We start from the raw sequence: 22,839 nt of genomic DNA, 5'->3' as shown, positions 1-22,839 counted from the left end.
GTGTGCAGCTTCGCTCATCGCCCTCTGCCTGGCAAAGGGCGATGTCGACTTCGAATCGCTTCTGGAAATGCGTGTGGCAGGCGGCGCCGTATAGGTAGCCCAGGGTCAGCCGAGGCTGACGAAGCCGACTTCAGGAGCGTCCTGGGACATTGCCGTGGGTACCGGGGATGGGAAAGCCGGTTACGCTTGGGATCCCTTTCTCACTGCCGACGGAGACCCACCCCATGGGCCGCACGCTAATCCTCGATACCTCCCGCCCCCACGAGAGCATGGACGCCTACCTGGCCGAGCCCGAGGGCAAGCCCAAGGGCGGTGTCGTCGTGATCCAGGAGATCTTCGGGGTCAATGCCCACATCCGCAGCGTGGCCGACCGCTTCGCCGCCGAGGGCTATGTCGCCATCGCCCCCGCCCTGTTCGACCCGGTGCAGAAGGGCGTGGAACTGGGCTACGACCAGGACGGCATGCAGAAGGGCGTGAAATACATCGGGGAGCTGGGCCTGCTCCGCCCGATGCAGGACGTGGGCATCGCGGCGGCGCTCATTGCCGACCAGTACAAGGTCAAAGTGGGTACGGTCGGTTACTGCTGGGGCGGCACCGTGGCCGCGCTGGCTGCGCTGCGCCTCGGCCTGCCCTCTTCCAGCTACTACGGCTCGCGCAACCTGCCCTTCCTGACCGAGCCGGCCAAGGCCAATGTCATCTTTCATTTCGGCGAACGCGACCATTCGATCCCGCCGGAAATGGTGGAAAAGCATCGCGACCTGAAGCCCGAGATGGATACCTGGGTGTATCCGGCCGACCACGGCTTCAATTGCGACGTGCGCGCCAGCTACGACGAACCCAGCGCCAAACTGGCCTGGGAGCGCACGCTGTCGTTCTTCGCCCGCGAACTGGCGTGAGCGCCGCGTTCGAACTCGACGCCCGACTGGCCGGCGACACCCTGGTCGTCGGCGACCTGCCCCTCAGTCGCGTGCTGCTCATGCGCGATAGCCGCTACGCCTGGCTCGTGCTGGTGCCGCGTCGGGTTGGGCTGGTCGAGGTGTCCGACCTGGGCGACGACGAGCGGGCAGCGCTGTGGCGGGAGGTCGACTTGGCCGGCCAGGCCCTTCGGGCAGCCGGGCCATGCGACAAGCTCAATATCGGAGCGCTGGGCAATATCGTGCGCCAGCTGCACGTGCACGTCGTGGCCCGCCGTGAGGGCGATGCCGCGTGGCCGGGGCCGGTATGGGGGTTCGGTAAAGCTGAGGCTTATGCCGGAGGCGAGGCGGAGCGCATCGCCGAGGCGGTTCGGCAAGAGCTGGGCCTGAGCACCCCACCGTAACTGTGGGAGCCGATTCATCGGCGAAAAGCCAACGGAGCGGAGAAGCTGTGAGGCCTATCGCCGATAAATCGGCTCCCACAGATAAATCGGCTCCCACAGATAAATCGGCTCCCACAGATAAGTGGGCTCCCACAGATAAGTGGGCTCCCGCAGATAAATCGGCTCTTACAGATAAATCAGCTGCTACAAAAGAAGCGAGCCCTGCTGCGAACCGCGAAGAGCGGTCGCAAGCAGGGCTCGTTGCCGTGCAGGCAGGCGATTAGCGCTGAGGCTGGCCGCCGGCGCCGTTCTGCGTGTCGTACGGGCTGCTGGAGGCTTCCTTACCCTGCATGCGGTCGGGCAGCGTGCCCTTCTGCGGGGTGTCTTCCAGCTGACGGGCATCGGCCTCGACGGCGTTCAGGCGAACCAGCTCGCCCTTCTTGTCGTAGTACACGGCAAAGCCGTAATCCAGCGCCATGCGAGCCATGAAACCGAGGTGGTTGTCGCGGATCTTCGAGTCGTCGCTGGGCAGCACGAGGACGGTCTTCGGCAGCTTGCCCTGGTCTTTCAGGTAGGCGAAGTGGCTGCCGGTGTCGGCGGCCGAGAGCACGGCGCCGTCGACGACGAACTGGCCGCTCTTGTACGCCTTGATGGTGTAGTCGAACTGACCCTGAGTCGTGGCGATGTGGTCGGTCTTCGAGACGCCACTGTGGCAGCCGGCAAGCACGAGCATGCTGGCGAGAAGAATCGCCGCGGCGGCGCGAGCCATCAGGGTGGGAACTCGGATCATGCGTGTCTCCGTGGAATCAGTCAGGCGTTGAAAGGGCGAGTTTAGCTCGCCCCCGTGTCGGGCGCGTCTGCGACGTGAAGCGTTGTTCAGGTGGTCGGCAGGGTGACGCCGCGCTGTCCCTGGTACTTGCCGCCGCGGTCAGCGTAAGAAACTTCGCATTCCTCGTCGGACTCGAGGAAAAGCATCTGGGCGACACCTTCGTTGGCGTAGATCTTGGCCGGCAACGGCGTGGTGTTCGAGAACTCCAGCGTCACATGACCTTCCCACTCCGGCTCGAGCGGCGTCACGTTGACGATGATGCCGCAGCGGGCATACGTGCTCTTGCCCAGGCAGATCGTCAGCACCTGGCGCGGGATACGGAAGTACTCAACCGTGCGGGCCAGGGCGAAGGAATTCGGCGGGATGATGCAGACATCGGACTTCACGTCGACGAAACTGCGCTCGTCGAATGCCTTCGGGTCGACGATGGTCGAGTTGATGTTCGTGAACACCTTGAACTCGTCGGCGCAGCGGACGTCGTAGCCGTAGCTCGAGGTGCCGTAGGACACCAGACGGTGGCCGTCGCGCTCCTTGACCTGGCCTGGCGCGAACGGCTCGATCATGCCGTGCTCCGCAGCCATGCGGCGAATCCACTTGTCGGACTTGATGCTCACTTAATGATCTCCCTCGCTGGAGCCGGAAAGGTATAGGAACGCCGTCGAACGCGCTACTTACGTGTTCTGGATGACGATCTTGGGGAAGGAAATGGCCTTGTTACGCGCCTGCAGCGACAGCCGGGCGGCCGTCGAACGGGCGATGGCCCGGTAGCGGGCAGCCAGGTCGGAATCGGGAATGGCGGCCACGGTCGGCTTGCCGTCGTCCGACTGCTGGCGGATGCGGATATCCAGCGGCAGGTCGCCCAGGTAAGCGATGCCGGCCTCGGCCGCCATGCGCGCACCGCCGCCCTGACCGAAGATGTGCTCCTCGTGACCGCAGTTCGAGCAGATGTGCGTGGCCATGTTCTCGACCACGCCCAGCACCGGCACCTCGACCTTGCGGAACATGCCAAGCGCCTTGCGGGCATCGAGCAGGGCGATGTCCTGCGGCGTGGTGACGATGACCGCACCGGAGACGGGCACCTTCTGCGACAGCGTCAGCTGGATGTCACCCGTACCGGGCGGCAAGTCGATGATGAGGTAGTCGAGTTCCTCCCAGCGCGTGTCGGTCAGCAGTTGCATCAGCGCCTGGGTGACCATCGGACCGCGCCAGATCATCGGCGTGTCTTCCTCGATCAGCACGCCGATCGACATGGCCTGCAGGCCGTGTGCGCGCATCGGCACGATGCTCTTGCCATCCGGCGAGCTCGGCTTGCCCGTCAGCCCGAGCATGCGCGGCTGGCTGGGACCGTAGATGTCGGCGTCGAGGATGCCGACGGTGGCACCCTCGGCGACCAGGGCCAGGGCGAGGTTCACCGAGACGGTGGACTTGCCGACGCCACCCTTGCCCGAGGCCACGGCGATGATGTTCTTGACGCCCGGCAGGGGAGCCAGCTGGCCCTGGACCTTGTGGGCATGGACGCGCCAGGTCACCGAGACGGCGGCCGCATCGATGGCCTGATCCGCTTCCAGAGCGGCTTTCGCCTCGGCCGCGGCCTGCTCGACGTAGCCCACCGCCGGGTAGCCGAGCTGGATGTCGACCGACACCCGGCTACCGTCCACGCCGACGGCGCGGATGGAAGCGCCGAGCGCCTGCCCGGAATGAGGGTCGATGACACGGTCGAGCAGACCGCGTACGAGGGTTTCGGTGGGCTGGGTCATGGGGAGATTTGGGCAAAATCGAAGATCGCCCATTATGCCAGTGCCTGCCCGCCCCCGCCGGACGCCTCTCGACGCGGCCGTCTGGCGCGATGCAGCTTGACGACCGCGATACTCCTCGTCAGGCTCCGGCCATACCTGACCGTATGGGGAGTTCCGCAAGACATGAAGCCGCTGATCCGCGCCACCTTCGCCCTCGCCTTCGCCGCGAGCGCCCTCCCCGCCCTGGCCGCCACCGACACACCGGTCGGCAAGTGGAAGACCATCGACGACAAGACCCACGAAGTGAAGTCCATCGTGGAGATCACCGAGAACGGTGGCCTGCTCGAGGGCAAGGTGCTCCAGGTGCTCAAGTCCGACCACGGCCCGCACCCGGTCTGCTCCGAATGCGATGGCGAGCGCAAGAACAAGCCCATCGAAGGCATGACCATCATGTGGGGCCTGAAGAAGGACGACGGCGAGTGGTCGGGCGGCCAGATCCTCGATCCGGCCAAGGGCAAGATCTACAAGGTCACGCTGAAGCTGGTCGACGGCGGCAACAAGCTCGACGTCCACGGCTACATCGGCTTCTCGCTGCTCGGCCGCAGCCAGGAATGGGTCCGGGCCGAGTAACAGCACCGCATGCTTTATGTAGGAGCCGATTCATCGGCGAAAAGCCAACGGAGCGGAGACGCCGGAAGGCCAATCGCCGATGAATGGGCTCCTACAAAGGCAGGCACCTGCCCGTGCCATAATCCCCGGTCCATCAGCCGACCGCGCGAATCATGGCCCGCCGCATACTCGTCACCAACGCCCTCCCCTACGCTAATGGCCCGCTGCATCTGGGCCACATGCTCGGCTATATCCAGGCCGACATCTGGGCGCGCGCGCAGCGAATGCAGGGTAACGAGGTCTGGTACGTCGCTGGCGAAGATGCGCACGGCACGCCGATCATGCTGGCCGCCGAGAAGGTCGGTAAGAGCCCCGAGGACTACATCGCGGCAATCCGCGCGGGTCACGAAGCGGACTTCACCGACTTCCACTTCAGCTACGACCAGTACCACACCACGCACTCGCCCGAGAATCGTGAACTCGCGACCTCGATCTACACGCGCTTGCGCGACGCCGGCTACATCGCCCGTCGCGATATCCAGCAGCTGTACGATCCCGAGCGCGACATGTTCCTGCCGGACCGCTACATCAAGGGCACCTGCCCGAACTGTGGCACGCCCGACCAGTACGGCGACAACTGCGAGAACTGCGGCGCCACCTATGCGCCGACCGACCTGATCAACCCGTATTCGGTGATGTCGGGCGCGACGCCGATCCTGCGCGACTCCGAGCACTACTTCTTCGAACTGGGGAAGTTCGAGCAGCTGCTGCGCGACTGGTTCGCCGGCAAGCTCACCGGCGGCAAGCCCGTGGCTCACAGCAGCGTTTCCGCAAAGCTCGCCGAGTGGCTCGACGGCGGTTTGCGCGATTGGGACATCTCCCGCGACGCACCCTACTTCGGCTTCCCGATTCCGGATGCGCCGGGCAAGTTCTTTTACGTATGGCTCGATGCGCCGGTGGGTTACCTCGCCTCGTTCAAGGCGTTGTGCGAGCGCACCGACCTGCGCTTCGACGACTTCCTCGGTACCGACAGTACGACCGAGATGCACCATTTCATCGGTAAGGACATCATCAACTTCCACGGCCTGTTCTGGCCGGCGATGTTGCATGGCGCGCAGATGCGCGTGCCGACGGCGCTGCACGTCAACGGTTACCTGACCGTCAACGGCGCGAAGATGTCAAAGTCGCGCGGCACCTTCATCCAGGCACGCACCTACCTTGCGTCGGGCCTGGATCCGGAAGCGCTGCGCTACTACTTCGCCACGATGCTCAGCGCCACGCCGGTCGATGTCGACCTCGATCTGAAGTCCTTCGAGGAGCGTGTCAACTCGCACCTCGTCGGCAAGTGGGCGAACATCGCCAGCCGTACCGCGGGATTCCTGCACACCTATTTCGCCGGCAAACTGGCCGATCGTTTCGACGACGAGGCCCAGGCCATCTGGCGCGACCTGCTCGCCCAGTACGACGGCATCGAAGGGGTCTACGAAGCGGACGACTTCGCCGAAGTCTCGCGTCGCTTCGTCGCCATGTCCGATGCCGTGAATGGCTATATCGCTGCGAAAGCACCCTGGGTCATCGCCAGGGACGACGCGCGCCGCGACGAACTGCAGCAGGTCTGCTCGTTTGCGATCAACGCCTTCCGCCTGCTCTCCGGCATGCTCAAGCCGATCCTGCCGACGACCGTCGCCGCCGCCGAAGCCTTCCTCGGCGCACCCGTCAGCGACTTCGCCGACGCGCGTCGCGAGCTGCATGGGCACACCGTCAACGCCTTCTCGCCGCTGTTCGGCCGCCTCGATCCGAAAAAGATCGAAGCCATGGTCGAGGGGTCGAAGGAGTCGTTGACGCCGGCCGAACAGGCCAGGGCCAACGCGCCGGCCGCCAAGAAACCGTTCAAATCCAAAGAAGCCTCTCCGCCCATGACCGACATCGCTCCCGCCGCCGATACGGCCGCCACCATTTCGATCGACGACTTCGCCAAGCTCGACCTGCGCATCGGCAAGGTGCTGGCCTGCGAGTTCGTCGAAGGCTCCGACAAGCTGCTGCGTTTCGAGCTCGACGGCGGCCCGCTGGGCAAGCGCCAGATCTTCTCGGGTATCCGTGCCGCCTATGGCGAGCCGGAAAAGCTCCTGGGTCGCAACGTCGTCTTCATCGCCAACCTCGCCCCGCGCAAAATGCGCTTCGGCCTGTCGGAAGGCATGATTCTTTCCGCGGGTGATGGCGGCGCCGACCTGTTCCTGCTCGACGCCGACCAGGGCGCGACGCCGGGCGCCACCGTCCGCTGACCCGACGCTCGGCAACGCGCCAGCCATGACGCCAACGCTCGCCGACCGGATCGACGCACTGCTGCCGCAAACCCAATGCGAGCAGTGCGGTTTCCATGGCTGCCGTCCCTACGCGGACGCCATGGCTGCAGGCGAGGCGGATATCGATCGTTGCCCGCCGGGTGGCAGCCTTGGCATCGCACGCCTCGCCGCCCTGCTCGACCGCCCCGTTATCCCGCTGGATACGTCACGCGGCGTGGAAAAGCCGCGCACCCTGGCACGTGTGGTCGAGGCGGACTGCATTGGATGTACCAAGTGCATCCAGGCCTGCCCGGTCGACGCGATCGTCGGTGCGGCGAAGCTGATGCATGCGGTGATCAGCGATCTTTGTACAGGCTGTGAGCTTTGCGTTCCGGCCTGCCCCGTCGACTGCATCGCGCTGGATCCCATGCCACTGGCGCAGGCCGACGACCGCGGCCACGCGGACGCCGCACGCATTCGCTTCGTGCGACGTGAAGCACGGCTACAACGCGAGCTCGCCCGGCGCGATGAGCAACTCGCGATGAGCAAGAGCGACGTCGCGGCACCGACAGCGCGCAACGCCGTCCTCGAAGCCCTCGCACGCGCCAAAGCACGTAAAAAGGATAGCCCGTGAAGAAGGCCGATATCGTCGAGATGTTCCGTCGTCTCCGCGAGCTGAATCCGCATCCGAAAACCGAACTCGAATACACGACGCCGTTCGAACTCCTGTCCGCCGTCGCACTTTCGGCTCAGGCCACGGACGTCGGGGTGAACAAAGCCACGCGCAAGCTGTTTCCGGTGGCCAACACCGCACAGAAGATCCTCGACCTGGGCCTCGACAAGCTCAAGACCTACATCAGCACGATCGGGCTCTATAACAACAAGGCGAAGAACCTGATCGCCATGAGTCAGATCCTGGTCGACCGCTACGACGGTGAGGTCCCGACGACCCGGGAAGCCCTCGAAGAGCTGCCCGGCGTGGGCCGGAAGACGGCCAACGTCGTGCTCAACACCGCCTTCGGCCAGCCGACCATCGCCGTCGACACGCATATCTTTCGCGTCGCCAACCGCACCGGCCTGGCGCCGGGTGCCGACGTCCGCAAAGTGGAAGACAAGCTCGAGAAAGTGATCCCCAAGGAATTCATCCAGGACGCGCACCATTGGCTCATCCTGCACGGGCGTTACGTCTGCAAGGCACGTAAGCCGGAATGCCCGAACTGCGCGATCATCGACCTGTGCGCGTACAAGCAAAAAACGAAACCGGCCTGAAGCCGGTTTTGTTGCCACCATTGTGGGAGCCGATTTATCGGCGATCCCGCGGCAGCGGGCCAGCCTGCCGCGAGCACCCATCGCCGCTGAAGCGACTCCCACCGTGAGAAGCGGGTTCTGCAACAACTAGCGTCAGGCCGCCTGACGGGAACCCTCCACGCGCCGGCCCAGCTCCTTCCAGTCGACGATGAGTTCGCAGCCACGCTTGGATGCGTTCTGGCCCCACTCGCGCAGCAACTCGAGCGATGCCTGATCCACGTGGTGCAGGCGATCCATCACCACGCTCAAGCGCGTATTCGGCGGTACCGTGGCAAGCGTACGCGCCATGCTCGGTACTTTCAGGAACGTCGCCGAACCTTCCATGTGCAACGTGGCCTTGCCCGGCTCGTCATGGTGTTCCACGTCCATGCGCATCTTCGACGACAGCAAGGCGAGGCGGAACAACGACAGACCAAAGCCAACGATCACACCGGTGAGTAGATCGGTGGCGACGATGGCCACCGTGGTCGCCACGTACACCGCCGCGGTGCCCTTGCCGTAAGCCGCCAGATCCTTGATCTGTTTCGGATTGACCATCTTTACACCGGTGAAGACGAGGATACCTGCGAGGCACGACACCGGTGTCATCCGCATGAGCCACGGAAGCAGCATGACGAAAGCCAGCAACCACGCGCCGTGCATCACCGACGCCATACGCGTCGCCGAGCCAGCCTGGACATTGGCCGCGCTGCGCACGATCACGCCGGTCATCGGCAACGCACCGAGGAAGCCGCAGATCATGTTGCCGACGCCCTGGGCGGTCAGTTCGCGGTCGTAGTTGGTGCGAACGCCGTTGTGCATGCGATCCACCGCCGCCGCCGAGAGCAGGGTCTCCGCACTGGCGATGAAAGCAAAGGTGACCGCGGCAACCAGCAGCGAGGAATCGAACAGACCGAACAGACTACCCATGCTCGGCAGGCTGATCGCCGCGAACAGGTTGGCCGGCACGTCGACGCGCTTGACGTCGAAACCGCCGAACTGCGCCGCGGCCGTCATCGCCACGACAGCGAGCAACGCACCCGGCACGAAGCGCAGCTTCGCAGGCCGCAGTTTCTCCCAGAACAACATGATGGCAATCGTTGCGATACCGATCATCAGGGCCGCCGGTGCCTGCCCCTCGGCAGCGCCCGTCACCGATTCCCAGGCCGCCGCGGGGAGTGCGGCGAAGTTTTCCAGGCCACGCGCCTTGGGTATGGCATCGAGCAACACGTGCGACTGCGAGGCGACGATGAGGATGCCGATGCCGGACAACATGCCGGCTACGACGGCCGGCGACGTCATGCGGAACCACACGCCCACCCGACACAGGCCGGCGACAAGCTGGATCAGGCCGGCCAGCAGCACGACGGGACCGAGGGCGGCCACGCCGTGCTCGCGCACCAATTCGAACACCAGGACCGCAAGACCCGCTGCCGGCCCGCTGACCTGCAGCGGCGAGCCGGCGATGGCACCCACGATGAGACCACCGACAATGCCGGAGATCAGCCCGGCGCTGGGCGGCATGCCCGACGCGATGGCGATACCCATGCACAGCGGCAGAGCGACAAGAAAGACGACCACCGATCCTAGGAGGTCGCGGCCAAAGAGGCCCTGGGAAAAATAAGCGCGCATGAAGAGCTTCCTGGTTTAAGCGGCGGACGCGATCGGCAGCGGCGTCGAGAAACGTGCATGCGGGGTGGCATCGGGCACGTTGGCGTCCCTCGAATCCAGCGGACGGAAGCGTCCTTCGAGCGGGTCGAAGGCGGTGATCTCCGTGTTCGCGATATCGTAGATCCAGCCGTGGATGCGCAGGCTGCCGTTAGCCATCGCGGCGGCGACAGCGGGCAAGGTGCGCATGTTTTCCAGTTGGCCGACCACGTTCTCTTCGGTGAGGTAACGCAGGCCTTCCGCACCATGAATGGTCGGGCGGTTCTTCTCGACCACATAGCGAGCGACATCGGCGTGTTTCAGCCACTGCTCGACGGACGGCTTGCCCTTGAGCGCGGCCGGGTTCTGCAAGGCCTTCATCGCGCCGCAGTCGGAATGGCCACAGATGACGATGTGCTGCACGTTGAGCGCGGTGACCGCGTACTCGATGGCGGCGACGACACCGCTGACGTGCTGGGCATACGGGGGAACGATATTGCCGACGTTGCGGTAGACGAACAGATCGCCCGGCTGCGCGTTGAACATCAGCTCCGGCATGATGCGCGAGTCCGCGCAGGTAATGAACATGGTGTGTGGCGTCTGGCCGGAAGCAAGGCGCGCGAACAGTTCGCGGTGCTCCGAGGTCATGTCACGACGAAATTCTTCGAAACCCTGGATGAGACGTTCCATGGCGATGCTCTCTCTTTGGCGAGGATGGGGAGCGAGCGCGCACGCTCGCTGGCGCCCGACACATGTCGGCACGCGGGGATAGGGGGTTGGGTGCTACAGGGCGTGCGCGGACGCGCACGCAAGCTTCGATCAGGCGCCGATGGGCGGGCGCAGGTCGAGGCTGGGATGGTGCGCGTGCGGGGCCGGCGCCACGTGTCCATGGCCACCGACGGCAAGGCGCGGCACGGTCAACGCGTGCTCGATGGGCACATCGAAGGTATCGTCGAGGCCGCCGCTGTTGTCTTCGATCGAGGGCAGCTCGCCGTCGTCGGTCGACGAGGAACCGTCATCGGTGACTGGTGCCACCACGTACTCAGCGACCGGCTCGTGGCCTGTGTCGCCGTCATACGGCAAGGCCTGGACACCCATGCATGCGACGAACAACGCGATGAACACGAAGAACGTGGTCGCGAAGCGGCGCAATAGAAATGTCGAGGACGTTGCCATGGGCCGAAACTACGCGAGGCATTGTGACAATCGCAAGTGCGGCGGCGCAGCAAATTCAGACTTTACGCTATGGCTGCGCGCAATCCGTTGGGCACCAACGCATTGGCCGCGATTCTCCAACCTCGGCGTGGCTATATCGGTTCAGCATTTGGCCGTCCAGATGCGAATCGAGGACTGAGACGTTTCGCAATCCAGGAGTGCAGTCGGATTGACCGGCCGCCGAAAAAAAGAAAACGGCGGGCTTGCGCCCGCCGTTTATTCGTCCTTGAGGAGAACTCCGTTCCGATGCTCGTTAGAAGGTCAGCATGCCCCAGAAACCCACTTCGTTCGTCTTGTAGTGGTACGGGGTTGCGACCGGGCCGTCCAGCTTGTTGTGCTTGTAGACGAGGGCCAGCTTCAGATTCTTCAGCACGTCGTACGAGACGCCGGCGTTGTAGTACTTGTCCTTGATCTTCTCTTCGACCTGGAGAAGGTTGTTGTACTTGTAGTCCAGGTTGTCGTAACGAGCGAAGACAGCCCACTGGTCGTAGAAGTGCCAATCGGCCCATGCCGAGTAACCGTCGGCCTTGTCCTTGGTCGTGCCCGCCGCAGCGCCCACGCCCGGACCGGTGCCGGCGTACTTCAGGATGTCGTCCCAGTTCGTGGAGTGGAAATATTCCACACCAGCGCCCCAGGTCGAGTCGCGCCAGGCAACGAGGGCATCGCCGCGGGTCGCGGTACGGGTCGGAGCACCACCTTCGGTCTCGTTGCCACGCTTACCGGAGTAACCGCCGACGGCGATGACCATCTGTTCGATCGGCGAATAGCCGAAGCGGGCTTCGGTATCGACGGACTTGGAGCGGCTCAGGTTGCGGTAGCCGCGACCGTTGACCACGGACACCTGGTAGTTGACCGAGTTGTCGCCGGTCGTCGCGCCGAGAGCGTGGACACCCCAGTCGGACGAGTTGCCGAACGCGCCAACGCCGCCGGCGGTTGCGGTGCCACCGCTACGACCACCTTCGAACGAACGGTCGGTGATGGTGTTCTCGACGTAGCGGTAGCCGTACCACTTCTCGACGAACGGGATCCAGGGCATGTCGGCCGCACCGAAGCGGACGGTGAAGAGCGGATCGAACTTGCCCTGCACGTAGGCCTTCTTCACGAACAGGCTGGTCGACGAGATCGACGACTGGTAGCTGAAGTCGGTGGTCAGGTTGGCCGACCAGATATCGTTGAACTTGTGGTCGACCGTCAGGTAGAAGCGCTTGACGTCGAAGCCGGTGCCATTCGTCGAACCGTGGCCGTCCTTCTTGATCGGGCTGTTGACGCCCGTCGCTTCCTTGTGGTCCTGATTGGTGGCGTCGAAGAACATCGTGCCGCCGATCTTCGTGTTGTCGACGATCTTGTTCAGCGCATCGAGCTTCTTCGAGAGGTCTTCGGTCGGCTTGGTCGCGGCGACCTGGACGTCGTTGACGGCCTTGGCCGTTTCGACCTGGGCGTCAGCCTGGGCTTCCTGCTTGGCCTGGAGGTCGGAGACCTGGGCCTGCAGGGCGGCGAGCTGAGCCTGCAGCTGCTGAAGGGTGGCGGCGTCGATCGTGACGCGAGTCGGCTGCTGCGGCGACTTGGAAGTCGCGGCGAGGGCCGAGAAACTCGTCACGCCCAGACCGGCAGCAATGGCCACCGTGAGCAACTTGGAACGCATGGGATTTCTCCGCTAGGTATGGATTAAGTGTTTTCCCCTGTCCCCCTCTTGAGATCTTTCTGTCCGAAAAAGCTCAAGCGGGGCCAACGGCGCGAAGGATGAGCCGCCGGCTTTACCGTTCCATGCCTTTTTTGTTACAGAACGACGACACGCGCACATCCGCTTAACGCGAGCGCCTCAGTCGGCCCCGGGCTGATATCCTTTGCGGCATGGATACGACGAGTAACAGCACCGCCACAGCCATCGCCGGGCGGTTCAGGGGCTTCCTTCCCGTGATCGTGGATGTCGAAACCGGCGGTTTCGACTCCGAACGCGACGCGCTCCTGGAAATCGCCGTGGTCGCGGTCAAGATGGAGCCCTCGGGCCTCCTCGTGCCCCAGCCGGCCGTGGCGGCGAACGTGGAGCCCTTTCCGGGCGCCAACATCGACCCACGCTCCCTGGAAGTGACCGGCATCGATCCGGACCACCCGTTCCGTGGCGCCCTGCCCGAGCGTCAGGCGCTGGACCACATCTTCAATGCCGTGCGCGAGGCGGTGAAGGTCGCCGAATGCCAGCGCGCCGTCCTGGTCGGGCACAACGCCGCGTTCGACCTCGCCTTCCTTAATGCGGCGGTGCGACGGGTCGGCCACAAGCGCAACCCGTTCCACCCCTTCAGTTGCTTCGACACCGCCACCCTCGGCGGGCTGGCCTACGGTCAGACCGTGCTGAGCAAGGCCGTGCTCGCCGCCGGGCTCGCCTTCGACACCCGCGAGGCCCATTCGGCCATCTACGATGCCGAGCGCACGGCCGAACTGTTCTGCGAAATCGTGAACCGCTGGCGCCGCCTGGAGCTCTTCGAGCGCGACCAGACCACCCCGATCGCGGTTTGAGACGTTTCGTAAGTTCCTGAATATGACAGCAAAAAGGCGGCTGTCATCCCGCTGAAACATTCAGTACGTCTCATTGCAACACGGCAGGGCTGGAATACAGCCCCGGGCGGGCTTCGCCTGACACTCATTCTTCCGAGGACTACTCCGTGTTCACACGCAAACTCCGCATCGCCGCGTTGGTCGCTGCTTCGCTGTTCGGCATGTCCGCTCAGGCCACCGACATCACCGGCGCTGGCTCGAGCTTCGTTTACCCCGTTCTTTCCAAGTGGTCGGCCACGTATGCCGAGAAGACGGGCAATAAGCTGAACTATCAGTCCGTCGGTTCGGGTGCAGGTATCGCCCAGATCAAGGAAGGCACCATCGACTTCGGCGCCTCCGACGCTCCGATGAGCGCCGAAGACCTCGCCAAGTTCGGCCTGGGCCAGTTCCCGGCCGTGGTCGGCGGCATCGTCCCCATCGTCAACCTGCAGGGTGTGGCCGCTGGCCAGCTGAAGCTGGACGGCGCCCTCCTCGCCGACATCTACCTGGGCAAGATCGCCCGCTGGAGCGATCCGCGCATCGCAGCCCTGAACCCGGGCGTGAAGATTCCGGACGTGAAGGTCACCGTCGTGCATCGTTCGGACGGTTCGGGCACCTCGTTCAACTTCACCAACTACCTCTCCAAGGTCAGCCCGGAGTGGGCATCCAAGGTCAAGTTCGGCACGGCCGTCGAATGGCCGGCCGGCGTCGGCGGCAAGGGTAACGAAGGCGTCTCGCAGTACGTTCGCCAGATCCCGGGCTCGATCGGTTACGTCGAATACGCCTACGCCAAGAAGAACGCGATCGCCTACACCCAGCTGCAGAACGCCGCTGGCAAGTGGATCGAGCCGAGCGCCACCACGTTTGCCGCCGCTGCTGCCACGGCTGACTGGAAGAACGCCAAGGACTTCAACCTGATCATGACCAATGCCCCGGGTGAGCAGGCCTGGCCGATCACGGCGACGACCTGGATCATCATGTACAAGAAGTCCAAGAACGCCTCGCACACCAAGGTGGCCTTCGATTTCTTCAAGTGGTCCATGGAAAACGGCCAGTCGCAGGCCGCCTCGCTCGACTACGTTGCCCTGCCGGACACGCTGGTCAAGCAGATCGAAGCCTACTGGGCTGCCGAGTACAAGAACTGATCCTTCTCGACAGGCCGGCTGACACATAAGCGGCCCAGAGTAGGAAACCGGGTCGCCGCTCCCTGAGGGAGCGGCGACCCACACTATGCATAGGCCCAGGAAGTTCCCATCATGCATGCGACCGTCAGCAGCAACGCTCCTACCACCGCGCGTGCGGAGGAAGCGGCGCGCAACGCGAGGGATACGCGCAACGACCGCCTGTTCGGAGGGCTGCTCAAGGCTTGCGCACTGCTCGTCCTGGTGTCTCTCATCGGTGCCGCGGCCTCCACCCTGTGGCTGGGGCGGGACGCGTTCGCCACGTTCGGCTGGGGCTTCCTGACCAGCTCCGAATGGGATCCGAGCAACAATCGTTACGGTGCGCTCGTGCCCGTCATGGGTACCGTCACCACGGCGCTCATCGCCCTGATCTTCGCCGTGCCGGTCAGCTTCGGCATCGCCCTCTTCCTTACCGAGATCGCACCCAGCTGGTTGCGCGGTCCGGTCAGCTCCGCCATCGAATTGCTCGCCGGCATCCCGTCGATCATCTACGGCATGTGGGGCCTTTTCATCTTCGCGCCGTTCGTCGCCACGACGATCAAGCCCTGGCTGATGAATAACTTTAGCGCGGACCCGCCGGATGGCCAGGTGTCGTGGCTGGTCACGCACGTGCCGTTCATCGCGAAGTTCTTCTCCAGCGAATACCCGTTCTTCGGCGCCGGCGTGCTCACGGCGGGCCTCGTGCTCGCGGTGATGATCATTCCCTTCATTTCCTCGGTGATGCGCGAAGTCTTCCAGACCGTGCCGACCCGCCTGAAGGAATCCGCGTATGCGCTGGGTTCCAGCACGTGGGAAGTGGTCTGGGACATCGTCGTGCCCTACACACGCACGGCGGTGATCGGCGGCATCTTCCTTGGCCTGGGCCGCGCGCTCGGCGAGACCATGGCGGTGGCCTTCGTACTCGGCAACACGTTCAAGTTCACCCCGTCCATTCTCGAGACCGGCAGCTCGATCGCCTCGACCATCGCCAACCAGTTCGGTGAGGCCGAAGGCCTGCAGAAGTCGGCGCTGATGGCGATCGCCTTCCTCCTCTTCGTGGTGACCTTCATCGTGCTGATGATCGCCCGCCTCATGCTTCGCCGCCTGGCTTCGAAGGAAGGCTCCTGATGTCCGCCTCGCTCTACACCACGCGCCGCATCAAGAACATCGCCGCGATGATCCTGAGCGTCGCCGCGACCTGCATCGGCCTGCTCTTCCTGGCCTGGATCCTCTGGGAAACGCTGAGCCAGGGCATCGCCGGCCTCAAGCCCGCGCTGTTCACCAAAATCACCGCCTATCGCGAAGAAGGTGGTCTGGCCAACGCCATGGTCGGCAGCCTGATCCTCAACGTGCTCGGCATCCTGATCGCCACGCCGATCGGCGTCATGGCGGGTACCTGGCTGGCTGAGTATTCGCGCCGCTCGAAGCTCGGGCCGACCATCCGCTTCCTCAACGACATCCTGCTGTCCGCGCCCTCGATCGTGCTGGGCCTGTTCGTCTACACGATCATCGTGCTCCCCTCGAAGTGGCTGACCAACGGCGACGTGACGTTCTCCGGCATCGCCGGCGGCATCGCGCTGGCCCTGATCGCCCTGCCCGTCATCGTCCGCACCACCGACGAAATGCTCCGCCTGGTACCCGGTACGCTGCGGGAAGCCGCGCTGTCCCTGGGCGTGCCGCAGTGGAAGCTCACCGTGCAGATCCTGATCCGCGCCGCGCGCTCGGGTATCGTCACCGGTGTGCTGCTGGCTCTCGCCCGCATCAGCGGCGAAACCGCGCCGCTGCTGTTCACGGCGTTCGGCAACAACTTCATGACCTTCAATCCGATCGACAAGATGCCGAGCCTGCCCCAGGTCATTTACGAATACACGAAGGACCCGAGCCCGGATATCAACACCCTCGCCTGGGCCGGCGCCTTCGTCCTGACCATGTTCGTGCTCGCACTCAGCCTCATCGCCCGCTTTGTATTCTCGCGCTCCAAGGTGTCCCATGACTAACATGAACGAAGTCGCCTCCAAGCCGGGTTTCGGCACCTCGCCGCACGAATCGGGCGTCGATCTCGGCCAGGTACCGGCGAAGATGACCGTGCGCGACCTCAACTTCCATTACGGCGAATTCCACGCGCTGAAGAGCATCGCGATGGACGTGCCGGAAAAGAAGGTCACCGCCATCATCGGGCCGTCCGGCTGCGGCAAGTCCACCCTGCTGCGCATCTTCAACCGCATCTACGCGATCTATCCGAACCTGCGCGCCAGCGGCGAGATCGTGCTCGACGGCGAAAATATCCTCGACCCGAAGTACTCGCTCAACCGCCTGCGTAGCAAGGTCGGCATGGTGTTCCAGAAGCCGGTCCCGTTCCCGATGACCATCTTCGAGAACGTCGCCTATGGCATTCGTCACCACGAGAAGCTCAACCGCACCGACATGGAAGGTCGTGTCGAACAGGCCCTGCGCGGCGCCGCGCTGTGGGACGAAGTGAAGGACAAGCTCAAGCAGAGCGCACTCGGCCTCTCCGGCGGTCAGCAGCAGCGCCTGTGCATCGCCCGCGGTATCGCGCTGAAGCCGGAAGTGCTGCTGCTCGACGAACCGACCTCCGCGCTCGATCCGATCGCCACGAGCCGTATCGAACAGCTGGTGGAAGAGCTGAAAAGCCAGTTCACCATCGTCATCGTCACCCATAACATGCAGCAGGCTGCACGCTGCTCGGACATGACCGCCTTCATGTACATGGGTGAGCTGATCGAGTTCGACCGGACCGAAAAGATCTTCACCAAGCCGAACAAAAAGCAGACCGAAGACTACATTACCGGCCGTTTCGGCTAAGCCCCCTACCGAGGCACGCGATGAACACTCCGCACCAGCACATCATCAAGAGCTACGACGACGAACTGAAGCGCCTCACGCGCGAGATCGTCAAGATGGGCGAGCTCGCCGTCGCCCAGCTCGAAGCCGCCATCGACGTGGTCGAACGCCGTGACGAGCGCGCTGCCCAGCGCGTCGTCGACAATGACGACGCGATCGACGCGCTCGAACAGGAAATCAGCCAGGACGTCGTTCGCCTGCTCGCCCTGCGCGCACCGATCGCCGGCGACCTGCGCAACGTGTTCGCCGCGCTGCGCATTGCCGCGGACATCGAGCGTATCGGCGACTACGCCGCGAACGTGGCCAAGCGGTCGATTCCGCTCAGCCGCGTGGCGCCCATCGCTGTCGTCGGCGGCCTGGCCAATCTCGCCGAGCTCGCCATCCAGGAGCTGCGCGACGTGCTCAAGGCGTACGACGAGCAGGATGCCGAAGCCGCTTACGAAGTCTGGAAAGCCGATGCGCGCCTGGACGAGGAATACACCCTGGTGTTCCGCGCCCTGCTCACCTACATGATGGAAGATCCGCGCAACATCACGCCGTGCACGCACCTGTTGTTCATGGCGAAGAACATCGAGCGCATCGGCGATCACGCGACGAACATCGCGGAGAACGTCTGGTTCGTGGTGAACGGCGAGCCGCTGGTGGCACCGCGGGTCAAGAAAGATACGACGGCCAATCCGGAGTTTTGATTTTGCCGGTGAGGGGTGTCGCGGTACCTGGCGGTTTCGCGAGCACCCTTCGCCGCTGAATCGGCTCCCACAGAAAGCGAAAGCCGGCGACGGCGTGCTCTATGTGGGAGCCGATTTATCGGCGATGCTCTCCGCGCCAACGCCTCAAGCCGTCAGCTTCAACCCAAGAATCCCCACCACGATCAACCCGACGCAAAGCAGCCGCAACGGCTGCGCGGACTCCCCAAACAGGATGATCCCGAGAGTCACCGCGCCGACCGCGCCGATACCGGTCCACACCGCATAAGCGGTACCCAAGGGCAACTTTTTCGTCGCATACGCCAGCAGCACGATGCTTATCACCATGGCGGTGCCGGTAAGCACGCTGGGAATGAGCTTGGTAAAGCCCTCGGTGTATTTCAGGCCAACGGCCCAGGCGATCTCGAAAAGACCCGCCAGAACAAGCACGAACCAATACATGGTGTGGCTCCGCAGAAGCGGGGTCGTCCCCGCGGAGTTGCTGCGCGCCCTGGGGTCGTCCCCAGGGGCAGACCGGCCTTGCGCCGATCTGCACCCATTATACCGAGGGTGTGTAACCCCTCGCTGACCCGACGATCAGGGCAGGCTATCCGGGGTGATCACCGCCGCCTTGCGTGCCTTCACGCCGCGGACGATGCCGTAGACGCTGATCAGGAACCAGGCCATTTCCTGCAGGAACGCCGGCAGGTTGAACATGCCGAAGATCAACGAAAGCAGGATGCCGAAGGCGCCGACCAGGTTCATCACCTGGTAGGTATAGCCCTGCCCCGAGAGCTTGTGGGCCTGGAGCAGGAAGAACGCGACCAACACCAGTGCCACGCCGACCAGGCCGGCCCAGTCATGCCACATCATGCTGCTCATCGTTTTGCTCCTCGCTGCCTCAGGGCTTCGAACAGAACCACGCCGGTGGCGACGGAGACATTCAGGCTCTCCATGCCGCCGGGCATCGGGATCTTCGCCACGAAGTCGCAGGTGTCGCGCGTGAGACGACGCATACCGTCACCCTCGCTACCCATGACCAGTGCGATGGGCCCCTTCAGGTCCATGTCGTAGATCGACTTGTCGGTGTCGCCGTCCAACCCCGTAATCCACACGCCGGCATCCTTGAGCATGCGCAGGGCACGAGCCAGGTTGGTCACGGCAATCAAGGGGATCAGGTCGGCCCCGCCGGCCGAGGCGCGACGAACGGTCGGCGTGATACCGACCGCACGGTCCTTCGGCACCACGACCGCGGTGACGTTTGCCGCCGCCGCACTACGCAGGCAGGCGCCCAGGTTGTGCGGATCGGTCACGCCGTCGAGCACCAGCACGAAGGCGTTGCCACCCGCTGCGTCGAGAAGCGCCGGCAAATGACTCTCGTCACGCAACGGCGGGGTGTCGTATAGCGCGATAACGCCCTGGTGACGTGCTTCGCCACCGAGCTTCTCGAGCTGCTCCTTGCTCACCGGTTTCAGGATGATGCCGAGCTTGCGCGCCAGCGCGGCGATCTCGACCACGCGCGCATTCTTCGAGTTCTGTTCGATCAGAACTTCACGGACACGATCCGGGTCGTTGGCGAGGGCGCCCTCGACCGGATTGATTCCTACGATCCACGACTCACTCATGCTTCTGGCTTGCTCCTGGGTTTACGCGACCGACGCCGTGCCGATTTCTTGGCCGGTGCCGGTGTTTCCGACGTCGCGACCGGCGCCTGCCGGGTCGTCGTCTTCGTCACGGCGGTTTTTTTCGTCGCGGTCTTCCTGGCAGTCGACCTTCCGGCTGACTGCTCACCACGTGCCGGCTGCTCACCACGTGCCGGGCGCTCGGAACGTGCCGGGCGCTCGGAACGTGCCGGGCGCTCGCCCCGGGCGGGCTGCTCGTGTACCGGTGCCTGCGCTGCGGAACGACGACGCGGTGACCGGGACGGCGACGGCTCGCTCGCGGCCGGCTCGGCCGTGCGACGTCGCGATGCCGGCGCGGGGGCCGGATGATGCGCCGCAGGCGCCTCGACCGCAACCGCAGCCTTGGTCTTCTTCTTGCCGAAGATGCTGTCCATCGCCTTCTTCGCGGCGCGGCCGATGGCCTTGCCCGCCTTGGCCATGCCCGAGCTCTCGGCGACCGGCGCGGCTACCGCGACCTTCGGCGCGGGCTTCGGCAACTGGGCCAGGCGCGCGACCAGACGGAAGTCGATCTTGCGATCTTCCAGGCTGGCGCGAAGCACCTGCACACTCACGTAGTCGCCGAGACGATACGTGGAACCCGTGCGCTCGCCGCTAAGCAGATGACGAATGGGATCGAACTTGTAGTAGTCATTCGGCAGCTGCGACACGTGCACGAGACCGGATACGCGCGACGCCGCGAGCTCGACGAACAGACCGAACGAGGTCACGCCCGTGATGGTACCGGCGAATTCCTCGCCAACATGCTTCTCCATCCAGGCGCACTTGAAGCGCTCGTCCACATCGCGCTCGGCCTCTTCGGCACGACGCTCACGCTGCGAACAATGCACGGCCATGGCCGCCATCTGCGTGTCGCTGTAGACGTAGTCGGCCGGCTTGCCCTTGCTCAGCGCATAACGAATGGCGCGATGCACGAGCAGGTCGGGATAGCGACGGATCGGCGAGGTGAAGTGCGCATACGCATCCAGCGCCAGGCCGAAGTGGCCCTGGTTCTCCGGGTGGTAGATCGCCATGCTCTGCGAACGCAGCAGCACCGACTGGATGAGCTCGGCTTCGGGGCGATCGTGCACGCGCTTGAGCAGGGCCGAGAAATCCGCAGGCGTGACTTCGTCCGCCGGCGGCATCTTCAGCTTGAACTCCTTGAGGAAACGCAGGAGGTCTTCGTACTTCTCGGCCGGCGGCGGTGCATGCACGCGATACAACGCGGGAATCTTGCGCTTGGTGAGGTAGCGCGCCGCCTGCACGTTCGCGGCGATCATGCATTCCTCGATCATCTTGTGCGCGTCGTTGCGGTCGGAGGCGCCCATCGATTCGACATCGCCTGCCGGGCCGATGCGGAACTTCACTTCCGGCGTTTCGAAATCGATCGCACCGCGACGCTTGCGCGCCTTGGCCATCACCTTGTAGAGGCGATGCAGGGACTCGATGTGCGGAAGCACGTCGGAGATTTCCTGGCGCACATCGGCGTTGCGCTCGCCGACGGCCTGCCACACCTTGTTATAGGTGAGACGTGCGTGCGAGAACATCACCGCGTCGTAGAACTTCGAGCGCGTGACGTCGCCTTCCTCGTCGATCTCCATGTCGCAGACCATGCACAGGCGTTCCACCTTGGGCATGAGCGAGCAGATACCGTTCGACAGCGTCTCCGGCAGCATGGGTACGACGAAGCCGGGGAAGTACGTGGACGTGCTGCGGTTGTAGCCTTCGACGTCCAGCGGCGTGCCGACTGGCACGTAATGCGAGACGTCGGCGATGGCCACGACAAGGCGGAAACCGCCGTCCTTCAAAGGCTCGGCATAGACGGCATCGTCGAAGTCGCGGGCGTCGTCGCCGTCGATGGTGACCAGCGGCAGCTTGCGAACGTCGACACGACCCTTGCGCTCCTCGGAGGTGACCTTCGGCTCGACTTCCTCGGTCTGGCGAACCACCTGCTGCGGGAACTCGTGCGGGAGGTCGTGGCTGGCGATCGCCATCTCGACGACCAGGGACGGCTGCAGGCGCTGGCCGAGGACGGCGCGGATCGTGCCCATCGGGCCCCGGTGCGGGGTCGGCGGGTCGGTGATCTCGACGACCACGATCTCACCGGAATTGGCCCCGGACTCGCGGCCTGCGGGAATCATGATGTTCTGGTGCAGGCGGCGGTCGTCCGGCTCGACCAGGGTCACGCCGTTTTCAATGACCACACGGCCGACCAGGCGCGGCGAACGGCGCTCGAGCACCTCGACGATCGCACCCTGGCGACGGCCGCGGCGGTCGATACCGACCACGCTGGCCAGCACGCGGTCACCGTGCAGCACGCTGCGCATCTGCGCGGGCGAGAGGTAGAGATCTTCCTCGCCACTCTCGTCGGGACGGAGGAAGCCGTAGCCTTCGGCATTGGCGATAACACGGCCCGGGATCAGGCTGAGCTTCTGCGCCGGGGCGTAGTCGCCCTTGCGGTTCCGCAGGAGCTGCCCGTCACGGACCATCGCGCCCAGGCGCTTGCCCAGGGCATTGATCTCGTAATCGGTGAACAGGCGCAGCGCGTGGGCGATGCTCTCTTCCGAGAGGAGTTCGCCGCGGTCGTCGAGCAGCGCCAGGATGGCCTCGCGGCTGGGGATCGGCTGATCGTAGAGCGCAGCCTCCCGGTCGGCATGGGGATCGATCACGGCGGCTGCCGGGCGATCACGATACTTGTCCAGCGCCTTGCCGGGGCGGCTGGCCTTGGGTTTACGGGGGCCGCGATCGGCTCCCGAACCTGAGTTTTTCTTCGTCACGTAAGGACCTTTGAAGGTGGATGCGAAATAGTTTCACATCCTGTGTGCAAAATCGTTGACAAGTTTCCCGGACCTACCTAATCTACGCGGCTCACGGGGCAGCGATGCTCAGTGACACCTGCCCAGGTGGCGGAATTGGTAGACGCACTAGTTTCAGGTACTAGCGGGTAAAACCGTGGAGGTTCGAGTCCTCTCTTGGGCACCAATTATAGACGAAGCCCCGCAGCGATGCGGGGCTTTGTTGTTTCCGGGGTTCAGAAAGACG

23 protein-coding genes and 1 tRNA gene are annotated in these 22,839 nt (G+C 64.3%); 13 read left to right on the top strand and 11 right to left on the bottom strand.

From position 1 onward, the window contains the following. The first annotated feature begins 224 nt into the window (after positions 1-224). A complete protein-coding gene (locus BJI69_RS15350) occupies positions 225-896 on the top strand; it encodes a dienelactone hydrolase family protein (RefSeq protein WP_046967169.1) in 672 nt (223 codons plus the stop codon). Next, positions 893-1,318 (top strand): HIT domain-containing protein, encoded by a 426-nt coding sequence (locus BJI69_RS15345; RefSeq protein ID WP_046967168.1) that lies wholly within the window; start codon positions 893-895, stop codon positions 1,316-1,318. The genes BJI69_RS15350 and BJI69_RS15345 overlap by 4 nt, the downstream gene beginning before the upstream one ends. A gap of 259 nt (positions 1,319-1,577) precedes the next feature. On the opposite strand, the gene BJI69_RS15340 is transcribed toward BJI69_RS15345, so the two are convergent. The 3 genes from BJI69_RS15340 to apbC form a co-directional block, all read right to left on the bottom strand. Continuing rightward, positions 1,578-2,087, bottom strand: coding sequence for a hypothetical protein (locus BJI69_RS15340; protein ID WP_046967167.1), 510 nt, complete (start codon positions 2,085-2,087; stop codon positions 1,578-1,580). Positions 2,088-2,173: 86 nt separating this feature from the next. Beyond that, complete coding sequence (gene dcd, locus BJI69_RS15335; protein WP_046967166.1) at positions 2,174-2,740, bottom strand: dCTP deaminase; 567 nt, start codon at positions 2,738-2,740, stop codon at positions 2,174-2,176. A 57-nt stretch (positions 2,741-2,797) separates the two neighbouring features. Beyond that, a complete protein-coding gene (gene apbC, locus BJI69_RS15330; RefSeq protein WP_046967165.1) occupies positions 2,798-3,883 on the bottom strand; it encodes an iron-sulfur cluster carrier protein ApbC in 1,086 nt (361 codons plus the stop codon). 162 nt (positions 3,884-4,045) lie between these two features. On the opposite strand from apbC, the gene BJI69_RS15325 reads away from it, so the two are divergent. The 4 genes from BJI69_RS15325 to nth all read left to right on the top strand — a co-directional run bounded on the left by BJI69_RS15325 (position 4,046) and on the right by nth (position 8,022). After that, on the top strand, positions 4,046-4,492 hold the full coding sequence (locus BJI69_RS15325) for a DUF2147 domain-containing protein (RefSeq protein WP_125903077.1): 447 nt from the start codon (positions 4,046-4,048) through the stop codon (positions 4,490-4,492). 152 nt (positions 4,493-4,644) lie between these two features. Continuing rightward, complete coding sequence (gene metG / locus BJI69_RS15320; protein WP_046967164.1) at positions 4,645-6,753, top strand: methionine--tRNA ligase; 2,109 nt, start codon at positions 4,645-4,647, stop codon at positions 6,751-6,753. A gap of 25 nt (positions 6,754-6,778) precedes the next feature. Next, positions 6,779-7,387 (top strand): RnfABCDGE type electron transport complex subunit B, encoded by a 609-nt coding sequence (locus BJI69_RS15315; protein WP_046967163.1) that lies wholly within the window; start codon positions 6,779-6,781, stop codon positions 7,385-7,387. 20 nt (positions 7,388-7,407) lie between these two features. After that, positions 7,408-8,022, top strand: coding sequence for an endonuclease III (gene nth / locus BJI69_RS15310; RefSeq protein WP_125903195.1), 615 nt, complete (start codon positions 7,408-7,410; stop codon positions 8,020-8,022). A 132-nt stretch (positions 8,023-8,154) separates the two neighbouring features. Here nth and BJI69_RS15305 read toward each other — a convergent pair whose 3' ends face one another. The 4 genes from BJI69_RS15305 to BJI69_RS15290 all read right to left on the bottom strand — a co-directional run bounded on the left by BJI69_RS15305 (position 8,155) and on the right by BJI69_RS15290 (position 12,544). Beyond that, on the bottom strand, positions 8,155-9,672 hold the full coding sequence (locus BJI69_RS15305; protein WP_046967161.1) for a SulP family inorganic anion transporter: 1,518 nt from the start codon (positions 9,670-9,672) through the stop codon (positions 8,155-8,157). A gap of 15 nt (positions 9,673-9,687) precedes the next feature. Further along, positions 9,688-10,377, bottom strand: coding sequence for a carbonic anhydrase (locus BJI69_RS15300; RefSeq protein ID WP_046967160.1), 690 nt, complete (start codon positions 10,375-10,377; stop codon positions 9,688-9,690). Between the two features lie 129 nt (positions 10,378-10,506). Next, positions 10,507-10,863, bottom strand: coding sequence for a hypothetical protein (locus BJI69_RS15295; RefSeq protein ID WP_125903076.1), 357 nt, complete (start codon positions 10,861-10,863; stop codon positions 10,507-10,509). A gap of 292 nt (positions 10,864-11,155) precedes the next feature. Continuing rightward, the gene (locus BJI69_RS15290) at positions 11,156-12,544 is read right to left on the bottom strand and encodes a hypothetical protein (protein ID WP_046967158.1); all 1,389 of its coding nucleotides are present in this window, start codon (positions 12,542-12,544) and stop codon (positions 11,156-11,158) included. A gap of 209 nt (positions 12,545-12,753) precedes the next feature. Here BJI69_RS15290 and rnt point away from each other — a divergent pair, with 209 nt between their 5' ends. The 6 genes from rnt to phoU all read left to right on the top strand — a co-directional run bounded on the left by rnt (position 12,754) and on the right by phoU (position 18,142). Beyond that, the gene (rnt, locus tag BJI69_RS15285; protein ID WP_046967157.1) at positions 12,754-13,413 is read left to right on the top strand and encodes a ribonuclease T; all 660 of its coding nucleotides are present in this window, start codon (positions 12,754-12,756) and stop codon (positions 13,411-13,413) included. A 200-nt stretch (positions 13,414-13,613) separates the two neighbouring features. Further along, the gene (pstS, locus tag BJI69_RS15280; RefSeq protein WP_244465245.1) at positions 13,614-14,576 is read left to right on the top strand and encodes a phosphate ABC transporter substrate-binding protein PstS; all 963 of its coding nucleotides are present in this window, start codon (positions 13,614-13,616) and stop codon (positions 14,574-14,576) included. A gap of 111 nt (positions 14,577-14,687) precedes the next feature. Continuing rightward, complete coding sequence (gene pstC, locus BJI69_RS15275; RefSeq protein ID WP_046967155.1) at positions 14,688-15,719, top strand: phosphate ABC transporter permease subunit PstC; 1,032 nt, start codon at positions 14,688-14,690, stop codon at positions 15,717-15,719. Further along, complete coding sequence (gene pstA, locus BJI69_RS15270; RefSeq protein WP_046967154.1) at positions 15,719-16,588, top strand: phosphate ABC transporter permease PstA; 870 nt, start codon at positions 15,719-15,721, stop codon at positions 16,586-16,588. The genes pstC and pstA overlap by 1 nt, the downstream gene beginning before the upstream one ends. Before the next feature lies 1 nt (position 16,589). Next, positions 16,590-17,414, top strand: a complete 825-nt coding sequence (gene pstB, locus BJI69_RS15265) for a phosphate ABC transporter ATP-binding protein PstB (RefSeq protein ID WP_046967153.1) — start codon at positions 16,590-16,592, stop codon at positions 17,412-17,414. Positions 17,415-17,434: 20 nt separating this feature from the next. Further along, the gene (gene phoU, locus BJI69_RS15260) at positions 17,435-18,142 is read left to right on the top strand and encodes a phosphate signaling complex protein PhoU (protein WP_046967152.1); all 708 of its coding nucleotides are present in this window, start codon (positions 17,435-17,437) and stop codon (positions 18,140-18,142) included. A gap of 144 nt (positions 18,143-18,286) precedes the next feature. On the opposite strand, the gene sugE is transcribed toward phoU, so the two are convergent. The 4 genes from sugE to rnr form a co-directional block, all read right to left on the bottom strand. Next, positions 18,287-18,601, bottom strand: a complete 315-nt coding sequence (gene sugE / locus BJI69_RS15255) for a quaternary ammonium compound efflux SMR transporter SugE (RefSeq protein WP_046967151.1) — start codon at positions 18,599-18,601, stop codon at positions 18,287-18,289. Positions 18,602-18,736: 135 nt separating this feature from the next. Next, complete coding sequence (locus BJI69_RS15250; RefSeq protein ID WP_046967150.1) at positions 18,737-19,021, bottom strand: CBU_0592 family membrane protein; 285 nt, start codon at positions 19,019-19,021, stop codon at positions 18,737-18,739. Beyond that, positions 19,018-19,764 (bottom strand): 23S rRNA (guanosine(2251)-2'-O)-methyltransferase RlmB, encoded by a 747-nt coding sequence (gene rlmB / locus BJI69_RS15245; protein ID WP_046967149.1) that lies wholly within the window; start codon positions 19,762-19,764, stop codon positions 19,018-19,020. Before rlmB ends, BJI69_RS15250 begins: the two co-directional genes overlap by 4 nt. Beyond that, positions 19,761-22,574, bottom strand: coding sequence for a ribonuclease R (gene rnr / locus BJI69_RS15240; protein ID WP_052767108.1), 2,814 nt, complete (start codon positions 22,572-22,574; stop codon positions 19,761-19,763). Before rnr ends, rlmB begins: the two co-directional genes overlap by 4 nt. Positions 22,575-22,694: 120 nt before the next feature. On the opposite strand from rnr, the gene BJI69_RS15235 reads away from it, so the two are divergent. Next, positions 22,695-22,779 (top strand) — tRNA-Leu (locus tag BJI69_RS15235). Positions 22,780-22,839: the final 60 nt, after the last annotated feature.

The organism is Luteibacter rhizovicinus DSM 16549 (genome assembly GCF_001887595.1).
In the GTDB taxonomy this organism is placed as follows: Bacteria; Pseudomonadota; Gammaproteobacteria; order Xanthomonadales; family Rhodanobacteraceae; genus Luteibacter; species Luteibacter rhizovicinus.
The sequence above is the reverse complement of the archived record's forward strand: the minus strand, read 5'-3'. Positions and strand labels throughout refer to the sequence as shown.